Annotated in this window: 10 protein-coding genes; 2 read left to right on the top strand and 8 right to left on the bottom strand. The window is 55.3% G+C overall.

From position 1 onward, the window contains the following. Positions 1-45 precede the first annotated feature (45 nt). The 8 genes from DZC51_RS09045 to DZC51_RS09080 all read right to left on the bottom strand — a co-directional run bounded on the left by DZC51_RS09045 (position 46) and on the right by DZC51_RS09080 (position 13,926). A protein-coding gene (locus DZC51_RS09045) for an IS3 family transposase (protein ID WP_157294948.1) occupies positions 46-1,601 on the bottom strand; the annotation gives its coding sequence in 2 pieces (ribosomal slippage) (positions 46-950 and positions 950-1,601; 1,557 coding nt in all). Between the two features lie 99 nt (positions 1,602-1,700). Then, entirely contained in the window at positions 1,701-3,146 is a 1,446-nt protein-coding gene (locus DZC51_RS09050) for an alpha-amylase family glycosyl hydrolase (protein WP_232524102.1), read from the bottom strand. 261 nt (positions 3,147-3,407) lie between these two features. Beyond that, positions 3,408-3,779 carry a YisL family protein gene (locus DZC51_RS09055; RefSeq protein ID WP_157295060.1) on the bottom strand — a complete coding sequence of 124 codons (372 nt, stop codon included), beginning with the start codon at positions 3,777-3,779 and terminating at the stop codon, positions 3,408-3,410. A gap of 72 nt (positions 3,780-3,851) precedes the next feature. Then, entirely contained in the window at positions 3,852-4,754 is a 903-nt protein-coding gene (locus DZC51_RS09060; protein ID WP_157295061.1) for a fumarylacetoacetate hydrolase family protein, read from the bottom strand. Positions 4,755-4,833: 79 nt separating this feature from the next. Next, entirely contained in the window at positions 4,834-5,994 is a 1,161-nt protein-coding gene (locus DZC51_RS09065; protein WP_157295062.1) for a DUF418 domain-containing protein, read from the bottom strand. Continuing rightward, positions 5,963-9,682 carry a helicase-exonuclease AddAB subunit AddA gene (gene addA / locus DZC51_RS09070; protein WP_157295063.1) on the bottom strand — a complete coding sequence of 1,240 codons (3,720 nt, stop codon included), beginning with the start codon at positions 9,680-9,682 and terminating at the stop codon, positions 5,963-5,965. The genes DZC51_RS09065 and addA overlap by 32 nt, the downstream gene beginning before the upstream one ends. Continuing rightward, on the bottom strand, positions 9,657-13,157 hold the full coding sequence (gene addB, locus DZC51_RS09075; protein ID WP_157295064.1) for a helicase-exonuclease AddAB subunit AddB: 3,501 nt from the start codon (positions 13,155-13,157) through the stop codon (positions 9,657-9,659). The genes addA and addB overlap by 26 nt, the downstream gene beginning before the upstream one ends. Positions 13,158-13,272: 115 nt before the next feature. Further along, positions 13,273-13,926: a TVP38/TMEM64 family protein gene (locus tag DZC51_RS09080; protein ID WP_157295065.1), complete on the bottom strand. Its 654-nt coding sequence runs from the start codon at positions 13,924-13,926 to the stop codon at positions 13,273-13,275. A 136-nt stretch (positions 13,927-14,062) separates the two neighbouring features. Here DZC51_RS09080 and DZC51_RS09085 point away from each other — a divergent pair, with 136 nt between their 5' ends. Both DZC51_RS09085 and DZC51_RS09090 read left to right on the top strand, forming a co-directional pair. After that, positions 14,063-14,788 (top strand): AzlC family ABC transporter permease, encoded by a 726-nt coding sequence (locus tag DZC51_RS09085; protein WP_157295066.1) that lies wholly within the window; start codon positions 14,063-14,065, stop codon positions 14,786-14,788. Beyond that, positions 14,788-15,099 (top strand): AzlD domain-containing protein, encoded by a 312-nt coding sequence (locus tag DZC51_RS09090; RefSeq protein ID WP_157295067.1) that lies wholly within the window; start codon positions 14,788-14,790, stop codon positions 15,097-15,099. Before DZC51_RS09085 ends, DZC51_RS09090 begins: the two co-directional genes overlap by 1 nt. Positions 15,100-15,684: the final 585 nt, after the last annotated feature.

Here is a 15,684-nt window from a genome sequence, read left to right on the forward strand (position 1 = left end):
TGAACTGCACCCGGTCAAGCAGACAGAGGAAATAAGTAAAATTGATTAAGCGGCTTCAGTCCTGTATTCAATGGGACTGAGGCCGTTTAGTCGTTCCTGAAGACGGTCGTGGTTATAAAAACGGATATATGCATCAACGGCGTTCTTAAGCTCATCAAACGATTGATATGTACTCAAATAATACTCTTCGCATTTTAAGGCAGCCCAAAAAGACTCCATCGGCGAATTGTCGATGCATCGGCCAACCCTGGACATGCTTTGCGTGATGCCAGCCTGATCTAGTTTGATCTTGAATTGCCTGCTGGTGTATTGGAATCCACGGTCACTGTGGAGAATCGGCTGGGCACCTGGTTCAGCCCGCAGGGCTTGATCCAATGTCTCGAATACCAATGCATTGTTGTTGGAACGGCCCAGGACATAAGAAACGATGGAACCGTCATGGAGGTCACGGATTGCACTCAGGTATGCCTTGGATTCAACACCGTACTTGAACTCCGTGACGTCCGTGACCCATTTCTGATTGGGCTTGTCCGCAAGAAATTCCCGGTTCAGAATGTTCTCCGCCACGTGTTGCGGAGTGGATAGAAAATAGCGTTTCTTTTTACGGCGGATGACCGATTGGATTCCACCAAGTCTCATCAGGCGGTATACCCGCTTGTGATTGAATTTGCGGCCATGCCTGCGTTCAAGTACCATCTTCATTCGGCGGTATCCGTAGATGCCTTTGCGCTCCTTGTGAATCTCCCGGATGTCTGTAAGGAGTTCCTGGTTCAATTGCTCTTCTTCCGTGGGAACTCGGTTCAGCCATTGATAGTAGGAAGATCGGCCAATGCCAGCGAGTTCACACAATAATTCAATGGGATGTCCTTCCGACTCATGGACCTCGCGGATAGCCAGATAACAGTTTTCCTGCCGGACCCCGCTTAGAAACGCCTCCTTTCGATTTCGTCCAACTTTTTTAGGAGTGCATTCTGAGCCCGAAGGCGCTCATTCTCCTTCTCAATCCGCTTGATCTCCAACTTCAGACGCTCCTCGCTGGTCAGCTCTTCGTCTGCCTTTTTGCGTCCGCGTCCGTCCTTCAGTGCCTCTTCCTGGCCTTCTTCGTATTTCTTCACCCACTGGTAGACCTGATTATAGGAAACCTTGTAGGTTTCGGCTGTTCCCTGATAGTCCTTGCCGGATGCGATACATTGCTGGGCAATCTCAACCCGCTCTTTTAAGGTCGTCTTCCTTCCCTTGGTCATGGGATCCCTCCGTTCCTTAAGTCCCTTGGGGACTTCTCCATGACCATTATACTTTTTCAGCCAATCCCTCAAAACAGAACGGTCGCTGATACTGTATTTGATAACAATTTCACTGGGTGTCAGTCGACCGCTTAAGTAATCCTTAATTGCCGAGAGCTTCAGTTCCTTTGAATAAGAATTCCATCTCGAACGGGGCTTAAGACCGGTTTCTCCAAACGATTTATATAGGATTAGCCACTGTTTTAATGTGCTTTCTGACAATCCAAATTGCCGGCAGAGTCGGGCTTTCGAGATTCCACTCTCATAAGCTCGGATGACCTTCATCTTTTCTTCAAGAGAATATCCTTTGTAAGCCATAGGAAAAGCTCCCTCCAAAGTAAACAGAGTTTTGTTTTTTCCTCTGTCTGCTTTGAAGGGAGCATATCAATCAGGACGGCGGTCTTGTTTAATTTACGATTAAGCTTTTGCTTTTTCATCTTTGGCACGCTGTTTCCCTTTTCTCCACACCATGTAGATGAATCCGATGAACGTGGCATAAACGAGAATGGCGGCAATGATGTAAGGGATGTTGAGTCCGGTGTCTTCTTCGACAATGAACAGGTCAGCCGCCTCCCTGTCAAGGACAATCCGGTATTCACCGCTGTCCGCCTGGCTGACCAGGTTATTATCAATCAGCGCACGGAGCCTTTTCCCTTCCCCGATCTGTTCTGCAGTCAAATCGATGCGCTGTGTTTCACTTGTGTTGTTCAGGACGATGACCCAAGTTTCCTCGTCACTGGATCGCTCGTATACAATCAGGCCGTTCTCATTATGAAGGAGTTCAAAGTCCCCTGTACGAAGCGTTTCCGACTGGTTCCGCAGGCCGTTCACGTCGGCAATATGGTCCTTCAGCTCTTCATCCGTCTTGAAATTGTGGAGAGGGTGCGTTCCGGGTGCTTCCGTGCCCGTAACCGCAATTTCGGAGCCGTAGGTCATCACCGGCACTCCAGGCAGTGTGAAGAGCGCAGTGGTGGCCACATTCCAGCGGGTAGGCGGGAACATGTTCCGGTTCACCATCTCAGACGTGAACCGTGTGGTGTTCAAGTCATCAAAGAACATCATTGACGGCGGGTCAGTCAGCCCGATTTCGTCCATTCCTGAAGAATCAGGATCCATCTCCACAAATGCTGACCGGAGAATCTCCATGACGGCCGGATCATAAGCCAGATCGAAATCAGCTTCGGTCGGTGCATCAGCGAAAACTGTAACCGAAGGAGATGCTTCCTTAACCGCATTGATCACCCTGTCAAGAAACGCCGGGTCGGCATCACCGAAGCTTGTCAGCCGGACGCCGTCAATTTCTGTTTCTTCCGTGAATGTGATCGCTGCATCTATCAGTGCGTCCTGCACGTCTTCGTTTCCAAGGTCCCAGTTGATTGTCTCGCCGTCTTCAGATGGGATGGCCCACCCTTCGTGGCCTGTTGTCCACTCGTGATCCGGGCTGACGCCGCCCAGCGGGAAATCCGCGTAGACTTTCATATCGGCATCGTGGTATGCGGATATCATATCCTTCAGCTCTTTGTCCGTACCGAAGCGGTCCTCAATCTTTCCGTAGGCGAGGACCGCATGGCCATCATAGGATGCCGTCTCGAAAATCGGGCCGATCGACACGGCTGTGAATCCCATGTCCTGGATATACTCCAATTTCTCCTGGAGACCGGCAAAGTCACCGCCGTTGAAGCCGTCGGTATCGGTCGGATCGGCCCCCTGGTCATTTTTCGTCGTTCCGTTGAAGAAGCGGTCCACGAGGGTATTATAAATGCTCTCGTCCAGGAGCGTCCGCTCCTCCGCAGAAGCTGCCGGCAGGCCGGCGGTCCCGATAAGTAAAGCCGCACTGATTGCGGCAACTGTTTTCTTGAACACGAATATCGTCACTCCTTGTTCCATCATCCGTTATTTTATCACTCCATCACGGACCCGGCGACCCGTTTGGAAACCCGGAAGATGAAAATCCGGCGAAATGGGGCAAAAATGTGAAGTTCCCTTTCTTATTCAATACCTGAATATGAATAATCAACGTCTCACTAAAGTTAATCAATGTCTGATCTTATCTTCAGTTTCCCCGGACAATTAGAAAAAGCCGGAAACAGGTCCGAAGACCCGTTTTCCGGCTTTTGTGTCCGCTCAGAAGAAATCCATGCCGATCGGCAGGCTCATGCCGATGAACATCGTCGCGAGCAGGCTGATGAAGAATAGCGCCCAGAAGACGTTGGTCGGCTTGTCTTTGTTTTGGCGGATAAGCACCATCTCCATGAATCCGATCGTCACGACGCCAAGCAGGAATTTGACCCCATACAAGGCAGGATCGGAACTGGACCAGGCGAAGAACAGGAAAGCCCCGCTCAATATCACGAGGATGTAGAAGAGACGAAGAATCATATGAACAACCTTGCGTCCCTTGCTTCCTTTCGCCATGACCGCTGCCACCAGGAAAAGAATGACTGCAACGACCCAGGTGAAGATGTGCAGATGTGTCGTATCTGTAAAGACGCCCAACTATTCCACCTCATTTTCTATGATTGCCCTCTTATCCTACCATAAGCCGGCACCGGCAATCACGCACAATGGTCAGGCGAATGTGTTCGACAGTGTCCCGATCCCCTCTATCGATACCTTCACCGTATCGCCGGGCTGGATGAAGGCCGGCGGATTCATCCCTTTGCCTACACCCGAAGGCGTTCCGGTGAGGATGACGTCTCCCGGCTCGAGCGTGACATAAAGGGAAACCTGGGCGATCAGTTCGTCGATCGGGAAGATCATGTCTTTTGTGTTGCCGTTCTGCCGTACTTCCCCGTTCACTTTTGTGACAAGCGACAGGTTCTGCGGATCCGGAATCTCATCTTTCGTCACGAGATATGGTCCCATCGGACATGACTTGTCGAGGCTTTTGCCGAGGAAGAATTGAACATGGGCCGCCTGGACGTCTCTCGCGGTGATGTCATTTGCAATCGTATAACCGAAAATATGGTCATAGGCAAGCGCCTTTTGGATGTTCCGGCCGCCCTTCCCTATGACGATCGCCAGTTCACCTTCATAGTCCAGGCTTTCCGTGATGCCGGCATGGGCCGGCAGTTCTTCTTCATCTGCCGCAATGGCAGTCGGGGATTTTGTAAAGACGATCAGTTTTTCCGGCGGGCGGTCACCGCCCATCTCGGCAACGTGTTCCGCATAGTTTTTCCCGATGCAGATGACGTTTTTAGGTGTTCTCGGAATCGGCGCAGTCCATTCGATTTGATCAAAGCCATGCTTGTAGGTGTCCGGATCCCCTGAGGTTTCCGCACGCTCGACCAGCCGGCGGATCCCCTCGACGAATTCATGGCCGGACGCGATGCCGTCGATGACATGTGCCGGGAACGGCTCCCTTTCCCCCAGTGCTTCGTGGATGGCCGCAAGATCCCATACGGCCTCCTCCTTTTTCACCTTGGGGCCGAAGCGCTGTTTTCCTTCATACCGGAACGATAACAATTTCATCTTGACGCCATCCTTTCCATTCTGGGTTGGTTGATCTTATATAGATACGACAAATATATGGGGAATCCTTTATATTTCGTCATTTTCCATATGTCAGCCTTCGCCAGATGTGCTCGAACGGCCCCTGCCTGAATTTCTGGAAGTACAGGTCGGCCAAGATGCACTGGATGGCGAATATGGCCACCGCCAGCCAGGTTCCAAGAGATACCGACACTTTGCCGTAATAACCGAGTCCGTAAGAGTAGAAGATCAGGGTCGCGATGATCGACTGGGTGAGGTATACGGTCAGCGACATCCGCCCTGCAGATGCCACCGGATGAAACACCTTCCGGACCAGGCCCGACTGCAGAAGCAAGAGGACGATTCCGACATAGCCGACGGTCAAAATCGGCCCCCCGATCGAATCCTGAAGCATCTGAGTCGTGTAGCGCAGCTCGGCAAAATACGGAAGCGACTTGAGGGAAAGCCCCACAGCCGTGAACAGTATGGCGGGAATGATCCACTTTTTCCAGTTAGCGGACGCCTTCTCGATAAGCCGCGCCTTTCCTGCCGCGGCTCCAAACATGAAGAGCGGCAGGATCATGAATATCCCCATCGGGATCGAGACCGAATTCATGAACAGCCAGTCCGCGGTACGCTGCGCGGTCACTTCCCCAAAAGAACCGCCGGCGTAGGCCTCAATCGAACGGTTGATATTGGTGATGTCGGCATACGCTCCCATCATCCCGCCCGGGTCCAGCTTCTCGGCCAAAAAGGTAAGGAGCGTCAGCAGTCCCATCGGTACGATATAGACAACAGCCCCGATGGCCGTAAGTGCCGCTGCCGGCAGACGGAGCATCCACATGAAAATCAGGCCCATCAGTGCATAAGTGATCAGGATATCACCTGGCCAGATGAGAAAGGCATGGATGATCCCGAAAAGCAGGAGGATGCCCATCCGTCTTGCGGCCGTCGGAACAAACGGCCTCCCGAGACGGACGGCCTTTTCATACTGCATATTCATCCCGTAGCCGAATAGCATGGCGAACAGCGGATAAAAGCTGCTCTGAAACAGGATGTCCACCCACATATGGGAGACCTCGTCGCTGAGCGACCGGAACCACGTGAACGGATCAATATAGACGTACGGTGTATGGAAAAACAGCATGTTTGCGACGAAAATGCCGAGAAGGGCAAACCCTCTCAGGTAATCCAGCGCCGCAATCCGCTCAGAAGATGCGGTCGGTTTCAGTGTCGGCAAAATGATCCCCCCGGATGGTTAAAACTCTTTCTCCGTCAAACAGGTATAGGAGCTTCTCTTTTATGTTGATGTCAAGAATATCACCGATTGCCTGTGCGTATAGCGAAAGCTGCACGCCGTACCGCTCCGTCATTGCGGCCTCTAGAGACGCCTCCGAACGGAACATACCCGTCCGGTCGGTTTTATAGTCCAGCAGCACCCAGCCGTCCTTTTCGCGGAAGAGACAGTCGGCGATCCCCTGCAGGATCTGACGGTCGCCGTCCCCCGCGTCAAGCCCATAGGTGAACGGCAGTTCACGGCGGATATCAGAGGATTTCCGGAGTCGTTCGTAGATAGGCGTACCGTAGAAGCGGGCGACGGCCGACGCATCCACTTCCCTCGCCTCCTCATCCGTGATGAGTTCCCTGCGGCACAGTTCGGTGATGAGGTTCTGCACATCCCTCACGGTCTGAGGCCGTGACAGGTCGATGTGCTGCATGATCGTGTGCATCGCTGTCCCGATTTCAGCGGCTGTCAGCGTCCTTTCCTGCATGAATTCGGGCCGGTCGTGCAGGTACATCGGACGGATTTCATCGGAGCGGGTCATAAACGGTTCCGGCTCTTCGGCATTCTCCAGCAGCCACATCCGCTTCACTTCGCTGACAGACTGCTTCGATCGTTTCCGGACAGAGGAACTGTGCGGATAAGAGGCGGTGAACCGCCTGATCACCTCATCCTCCGAACCGCTGTCCTTTTTCTCCCTTGGCCGGTCCGTTTCCGCGGCGATTTCCGCAGCCGGCCCGGTCTCAGCCGACAGGTCTGACGGAGCGAGGAACTCGATGTTCCAGACAGAACCATCATCAAGGAGCTGCCCGCCCTGAACCACTCCATGAGGGGCAAATGCCCGGTGGCGCGCAACGGCTGGCCCGATCCAGTCGAGATAGCCCGCTGCACGCGAGCGGATGTACTCCGGCAGCCGCTCGCCCGGTGCAAGCTGGCCCTCCTGCCACTTCATGATCGCCGCGTCCAGATCCTTGACGGATCCTATCAGGTGAAGGGCCTCCTTGGCGCGTGTCATGGCGACATAAAGGACCCGCATTTCCTCAGCCCGCATCTCGAGCTCCTTTTTTTCCCGGATTGCGAGAAACGGCAGTGACGTGTACTGGATGCGGTTGTCCGGATCCACCGCCTTGACCGCGAGTCCGAAGTGCTGGTCAAACAGATACGGCTGGTTAAAGTCCATCTTGTTGAACTGCCGCCCCACTCCCGCGACGAACACATGCGGGAACTCCAGCCCCTTGGATGCATGGATTGTCATGATCCGGACGACATCGTCCTGCTCGCCGACCGCTTTTGCTGTTCCCATATCATCCCCGCGGCGCCTCATCCTGTCGATGAACCGAAGGAAACGGAACAGTCCCCGGAACGATGTCCGCTCGTACTGGATCGCCCGGTCGTGCAGGGCGCGCAGGTTGGCCTGGCGCTGTTTGCCGTTCGGCATGGCGCCGGCCATCTCGTAGTAATGGGTGTCCAGGTACACTTGCCAGATCAGGTCCGCAAGGGATCCCCGGCGTGCCAGGTCCCTCCACTCTTCAAAGTGGACGTAGAAACGGCGGATCTTTTCTTCCGTCCCGGACGGTATGCCGGCGGAAGCCCCGTTCCGGACATATTGCTTGAGCGCCTCATAGTACGGCTCGTCGGGCGCCGCCAGGCGGATTTTCGCCAGCTCGTTTTCGCCGAGCCCGATAAACGGTGCCCGGAGTACCGCCGCGAATGGGATGTCCTGATACGGATTGTCGATGACCCGGAGCGTGTTCAGCATGATCATCACTTCAATGGCATCAAAGTAGCCGCCGGACGTTTCGGCGTAGACCGGGATCCCCGCATGCTTCAGCTCTTCCGCAATCTCACCGGACCAGGTCATAGAACGCATGAGGATCACGATGTCCCGGTAACGGAGCGGGCGGGTGCTTCCCGTCCACGGATCGGTCACCTCGGTGCCGGACTCCCTGAGCCGGCGGATCTCCCGGATGATCGCTCTCGCTTCCAGCTGCGGCTGCTTGAGTTCCTCGTCGGGCTCTGCCGAGTCCTCCCCTTCTTCCGGTTCCTCATGGATGACCGTCAGCGTCGCCGGCCGGCCCGGTCCCGGGTACGGAGCACCGGGCTTGAGTGCCGCGGCTTCGTCATACTCGATTTCACCCACACGCTCTCCCATCACCTGACGGAACACATAGTTCGTCGCGTCAAGCACCTCCCTCCGGCTGCGGAAGTTGGCGTTCAGATCGATTTTCATGCCGGTACCGTCAGCTTCACCATTGAACTTGAGGTACTTATTGAGGAACAGCATCGGTTCGGCCAGGCGGAAGCGGTAGATCGACTGCTTCACATCCCCCACCATGAACAGGTTGCCGTCCGCGTTTTCCCCACTTTTGACGAGCGAGACGATGGTCTCCTGCAGACGGTTCGTATCCTGATATTCGTCGACCAGCACCTCCCGGAAACGGTCCCGGAAGTCATGGGCGATTTCCGACGGTACAAGCGTCCCGTCCCGATCTTCCGAAAGGATGGCGAGCGCCAGATGCTCCAGGTCGGAAAAGTCGACGATGCCCCGGTTCCTTTTCACCTCGGCGTACCGCTCGCCGAAACGGATCGTAAGTTCGACAAGTGTGTCCATCATCGGTGCCATGAGCCGCATCTCTTCCAGCAGACGGGCCGGCGTCCGGACAAAGTACGCTTCCTTCAGCCCGTTGACAAGCTTCTTGATGTCATTCCGTTTTTTCTTTGCCCTCTCCGCCAGCTCTTCATCACAGCTGTCTTTGCGGATGGTGCCGGCCTTGCTCCACTTGATGGTGGAGAAGGCATGGTATGCCTCTTCCCATGTGCCTGTTTGCATGATCATGAGAAGCGAACCAATCAGGGCACCATCTTCTTCCGAGGTCACGGCTAGTGGTGCCGGGCCGTCCGAAAGACGGGCAATGCGGCCCACTTCCGTGGCCATCGATGCCGCCTCTTCCAGCTGATGGCGGATCGCCTCCTTGAGGGGCCCGATAAAAGGCAGGCTGTCGATGTCCGCATCCGGCGGAAGATGATACTGACGCGGGATGTCCCTTAGCCATTCCTCCGGCTGCGGATGGACTCGGGAGTAGTCATACAGCTTGTCGATCAGCACTTCAATCGCCTGATCGTCACGATCGGATGTGAAGCTGTCCGCAAGCCGGTAGACCGGTTCCGGGTTTTCCGATCCGTATGCTTCCTCCAGAACCCGGCTGACCACGTCATCCCTTAGCAGGGCCGCCTCTGCGGTATCCGCGATGCGGAAGCCCGGATCGAGGTCCAGCACATAGGCGTACTGCCGGACGATATTCATGCAGAACGAGTGGAGCGTCGAGATCTGCGCTTTGTTCAGAAGGCTGAGCTGGCGTCGGAGACGCGATGAAGACGGGTTCTTTTCAATCGCTTCCTCAAGCGCGGTCGCCATCCGGTGGCGCATTTCTGCAGCGGCCGCATTGGTGAACGTCACGACGAGCAGTTCGTCGACATCGATCGGATCGTCCGGGTCGGTCACTTTGCCGATCAGGCGGTTGATGAGGACGGCCGTCTTTCCGGAGCCGGCCGCAGCCGAAACGAGCAGGTCGCTGCCCGAGGCGTGGATGGCCCGCCACTGGGCATCTGTCCACGTCGCGTCAGCGGGTTTCGCCGGTATCTTCATCTCTCTGCACCTCCTTCTCCATCATGTTGATCGACTCTTCGGGAGTCAGTTGGCGCAACGCCTGGTAGCGCTGGGCAGGATCTGCCGGATCGAACTGGCAGACCGACCGGTACGCGCACGTCTGGCACGGCATCTTGTCCTTCATCCGGTACGGGAGCACGCGGGTGTCGCCGTCAATCATGGAGTCTCCGGCCTGCCTGTATTTGTGGCGCACATACTCGCGCATAAGCGAGAGGCTTTCCGGTCCAATCACCTTGGACGTTTTCGAGAATGTGCCGTTTTTATTCATCCGGACAGGAAGCAGATCGGAAGAGCCATCAAGGCTTTTGTCCATTTCAAGTACGACATCCGGATTGTCCAGGACATATCCCCTCATCCTGTAGGACTTCATCGCCTCGGCCTCAATCTCCGCATCGTCCATTACGCCCGACTCGGCACGGATCATCGGGTTGTGTACATGCATATACAGGACACCCGCAGGTAGCGCCTCCCTGCCGAACCACTCGTCGGAATTGAGGAGCGCGACGTCCAGATAGGTCAGCATCTGGAGCGACAGGCCGTAATATACTTCCGCAAGGTCCAGTGCCCTGGCCGACGACTTATAGTCGACGACCCGGATAAACGGCTTCCCGTCCACTTCCGCGGCATCCACCCGGTCGATCCGTCCTCTCAGCTGCATCGTCCTGCCTCTCTTCAAAGGAATACGGAGAGGCGGGAATTTCTCACCAGGGCCGAATGCCGCCTCGATGGCCACCGGATTGAACCCGGAGTGCTTGGCCTGTCTGGAGAGGCCGAGGAGCGTACGCTGGATGATTCTTGTGATCTTCCTCTTGATATAGGCATACCTGTTCGAACTCAGCAGAATCTGGTTGAAGAAATACGGACTGATCGACTCTACGGCATCCCTTGCCAGCGTCAGACATTCGGTCTGACTGAGCGCGCCCCAAGACAAGTTCCGCTGCCCTGTTTCATCGGAGATCCACTTCAGCGCGGCATGGAACAGGTCGCCGAGCGCCGGCGGGTCCAGCGTGAACTCGCCGCGCTCGCGCAGTTTCAGTCCGAAGCTGGCATAATGCTGGAACGGGCAGCTGAAGTAAGATTCAACGCGTGAGACACTCGAACCGATCTCTTCGCCGTATAGGGCCGACGTGACTGCCGGTTCAAGCCGTTCAGTGTCTCGCTTGCGGGAAGGACGGAACACTTTGCCGAAAATCATCGACCAGTACGGGTCATTCCTGTAATAGTCAATGGCAGTCCGCCATGGGCCGGACAGTTCGCGTTCGCTTTCTGTAAGCCTCATCTGCGCGGATGCGTACCGGAGTGTCGCCCTCGGGTGGCTGATGTATTCCTGCCAGCTTTCCTCCTCCGGCAGGCCCGCCGGATCATTGAGAACATCGGATTCGGCCACATCCGGCAAGATCTGGCGGATACGTTTCAGGTAAAGCGAGGGAATCAGAGCCTTTCCCTCGGCGTCGGAAGCAGGATAGGAGAGGTACAGTTTCGAAGAAGCTGTCGTGAATGCGCGATAAGCCATATACATCTCGTCCATGAGTCTCATCTTCGTCGTTGGTGCCAACTCGAGCCCGATTTCCATGAACCATTCCCGTTCGCGGTCTGAGAGGAGGCCCTCCTGGTCGATACGCTTCGGGAATACTCCGTCATTGACGCCGATAATGAAAACTGCCTCCATATCCATCAGCCTTGAGATGTCTACTGTCGTCACCGTGACCTGGTCGATTGATGGCGGGATGCGGGCAAATTCGAGTGTATCGAAGCCCTCATCCAGAATCCGGATCAACTCAACGAGCGGACGCTCCTGGTCGCCGAACATGAGAACAAACTGGTCCAGCACTTCGATCCAGGAATTCCAGGCCTGGTCATGCTCCGCCGCCTCGAACAGCCGGCCGGCCTCTTCCTCCCGCCTTCTCAGGTCAACGATCTTGTCAAAAACTTGGAGGTCCTCCATGAACGTGAAGAGGGTCTCTGCGATGTCACGCCCGGTCCTCCCCCTCCGGAGGCGTGCTTCGAGGTTAGCGAGCGGCTCGCGGACGGCATCCCTGATCAGGCGGATGTCTTCCTGCATCGCGAGTTCCTCGTCGGTCTGCACATTGCGGTGGAACTCCAGGCCGCGATAGCGCTTTACCTGCCACCGCTTTTCATCGAACCAGCGTTCCCCGCGGATGCCGTTAGCCAGCACGAAATTCTCAAGCCTGTCCGCACGGTCACGCCACTCCGACGGGTCTGCCCCGTGAGGGAAGAACAAGTCGGTCTTGACGGCCCGGAAGATGTCTTCATATTCCCATCCTTCCGCCACCGCCTCAAGCACCGAACGGCTGAACTCGATCAGCGGGTGATGGAGCATCGGCTTTTTCCGGCTGATGAAGACGGGAACGTCATAGAGAGGAAAAACCGTCTCGATCAGTTCGTCATACACTTCCGGCTGGCGGTACAGGATGGCCATGTCACGGTAGCGCATCCCGGACATCATAAGGCTCCGGATCCTTCTTGCCATGGCATGGACTTCCGCCCGGGCATCCGCTGCCCGGATCAGTTCCACATCCCCTTCGGCAGATGCGGTCGGAGCCGGATATTGGTCAAACACCGTCTCCAAATGGGCGAGTGCCCGGCTTTTGAACCTGCGGGGCATTCCCAGGTGAATTCCTTCTTCAGTTTCCACCCCGTTCCTTTTGGCGGCATCCATCAGCCGCGCGGCGCTTCCCTGCGCATTAAAAAACAGCTGTGAACCTGCCGGCGCCCCGTACGGATCTTCCATCGGCAGGACGACCGTCACGCGCCTCGCGTGCTTCATCAGCTCTTCGACGATTTCCAGTTCCCGTGTCGTGAACGTCACGAAGCCGTCCACGTACACCTCAGCGTCCTTCACCAGATCAGAGTGCCGGATCTGGGAGGAGAGGAGCGCCAGATACCCTTCGCTGTCCACATAAGCGGTGCCGAGCCGTTCCTCGATCTTGCTCATAAGCAGTTCCAGATCATCCGCTTTATCCAGGAGTGCTCGGGGAGCACCGGCCTGTTCGAGCTCGCCGTGCATATCGGTCATCGTCGTGCAATCGAGGCAATATCTGCTGAACTCCTTCAGCAGATCCTCCAGCTGTTCCGTGAACCCCCGCTTGTCGGCCGCCTGGCGGAAAAGTTTGAACTCGTCGCGGTTTTCTGCAAGCAGGCTGCGGATCAGCATCCTGTATCCAAAGCCGTTTACTTCTGTCCGGGTGATTCCGCCCGTTTCCTGGAGAATACGCCATGCGAGCCTCTTGAATGTCGCCACCTGGGCACGGATCGTTCCGCGAAGGCCAAATTCAGTCGACAGACTCTTCTCCATGGAAAACGACATCTGGTCCGGAACAACGACAAAAATCGGCGAACCGATAGGACTTTCCTTCAGTTTGCCGGCAATCTCTTTCCGGACCATCGTGGTCTTGCCGGAACCGGCCCGGCCGGTAATCAGCCTGAATGACATCGGCAGCCACTCCTTTCTGTTGGTGATTTCAATTATAATAGAAGAATCAAAAGCGAACAAACGTTCTTTCTTTATGTAACGAAAAACTGTGCCGGATAAAGGGGCCAAAATAGGCTCAGCTTTCCTTTTCCCGGCGCTCCTCTTCTCCGGCCGCAGTCTGTTCTTCGCCAATCGTACTGAAGTGGTCTTCGACCCGCTTGTCTAGCCGTTTCTCCAGTTGCTTGCCGCCAAGCCAGAGCAGGAAAATGACGATTGCGACAACCGCCGTACGTCCCGGCTGGGTGATCAGGGAACGGAGGTCATGGCCGATAAAACTCGCGATGGCGATCATCACCATTTTTCCGGCCATTAAAGTCAGCAGGTACACCTTCTTTTTCAGATTGGAAAGGCCCGCCACGAGATTCACCAATGCTGACGGCGTGAAGGGAAAACAGAGCAGCACGAACAGCGGTCCGAAGCTGTTTCGTTCCACCCATTTGATCAGTTTCCGGACACGCTCACTTTTTGTGAGGAACCGGAACACTCTCGCATCGCCGTATTTCCTGATGAGGAGAAAAACCGTATACGACCCTGCGACCGTTCCACCCCAGCTTAACAGGAAACCGAACAAGAACCCGTATGCATTGGCATTCGCAAGGACGAATACAAATAGAGGCAGAAATGGCAGGAATGCCTCGATAAAGGGCAGCAAAAAGCCCAGAAGTGGTCCCAGCGCCCGGTATTGTGATGTGAGTTCATACAAAGTGTCAAGATCCAGCCAATTGTCCATGTCCTACCCCCGACCTGGTTTGAAGTGTCATTTCCCTTATTTTACGCTATTCAAGCAACTCTACAAAATCGGGCGCCCGCAGGGAAATGTTTGTAGTATAATTCTAATTATAATCATGCAAGAAAGATGGGATATTATGCAAAAAGAAGGCCTTGCCGCCGGCCTTAGGGCGGGGCTTACCATCGCCATCGGCTATTTCCCGGTGGCGCTCACGTTCGGATTGCTGGCAAAGACGACCGGGCTGTCCCTTGCAGAGACAGTCGCCATGAGCATTTTTGTCTTTGCCGGCGCCGCACAATACATATCCCTCAGCCTGATAGCAGCCAAGGTAGACCCCGTCCTAATTGTGCTGAATACGTTCATCGTGAACATCCGCCACTTTCTTATGACGGCTTCGCTCAATGAAAAGATGCAGCCCGATGCCAGATGGAAAAAAGCGGTCTACGCATTCGGCATCACCGACGAAACCTTTTCCGTGATCTCCACTACCGGCGAGGGTCGTGTACGGACTTCCTATGCGGCCGGGGTCATCATCCTGTCCTACGCAAGCTGGGTCATTTTCAGCGGAATCGGGCATGTGATCGGGGCCAACCTGCCGCTTTTCCTGCAGGCCGCGATGTCAATCGCGCTTTACGCCATGTTTGTTGCGCTCCTTATCCCTTCCCTGAAAGGCAATCGGAAAGTCGTCCTGCTCGCCCTGACCGCGGCTGCCATGAACGGATTTTTCTTCTGGATGGGACTATTGTCCACCGGCTGGGCGATCATGGTGTCAACGCTCGCCTCCGCCGTGCTTGTCGAAGTGCTTTACGCCCGCCGCGGAAATGTACTCCGCAGCGCGGTTGAACGAAAGGAGGGGGCCTGATGGGCAGCTGGTACTGGTGGATGCTTCTCGGCATGGCGGTTGTAACCTACCTGCCGCGAGCCATCCCGCTGACCTTCCTGGAAGGGAAGGAACTTCCGCCCGCGGTATCCGGTGTACTCCGGAACATCCCGTATGCCGTTCTCGGTGCGCTGATCTTTCCGGCTATTCTGTACGCCCAGCCGGATGACCTGCTGTTCGGATTGATCGGTTTTGCATCTGCCGCTCTGATCGCCTGGATAGGCGGCGGCGTCATGGGAACCGTCCTCGGCACCATTGCCGTTCTGGCAGTGTACAGCCTGCTTGTCGGCTGAGAGAAACTGCAGTTTTCTGCAGGCTCAACAAAACGGACTCAGAAGTAATCATTCCGGGTCCGTTTTGTCATTATTGTGGTTACTACCTGTATATTAAATTCTTTTGGAATGACCGGCCGTCAGGCTGGTTCCGGTGACTCCCAGGTCCAGCCGGCTAATCTTTTCAGATTCAAGGCAGAAAAGTAAGCATCGAGGGTACCGTTTGCCTAATAAGCCTTATGGCGGATTGAAGCGGAGGGCCCGGGACACCTGCGGGAAAAGCGTTAGCCGAAGACCCCGCAGAGCGCAGCTTGAGGAGTGCAGCTAATGCTGCTCAATGCTTTCGCTTTTGAGTGCAGACGCCAAACTGCGCATTGGCGCCGGCAACGCCCGCGGACTAGCGGACGCCGTCACGAAGAACGGCGTCTGTGCCCAAAGCTCAGCTTTGGGCAACAAGGGCCCGCAGCGGAAATCCGGAGGATTTCAAGGTAAAGAAAAAAACTGCAGACAAAGGAGCCATACACTCACTTTGACTACAGTCTGAACGTACCCAGATGAAATCTTTCTGGGTACGTTTTGTCATTCATGTGGATTTTTCGAGTGTTT

Source organism: Bhargavaea sp. CC-171006, from assembly GCF_009761675.1.
Classification (GTDB): Bacteria; Bacillota; Bacilli; order Bacillales_A; family Planococcaceae; genus Bhargavaea; species Bhargavaea changchunensis.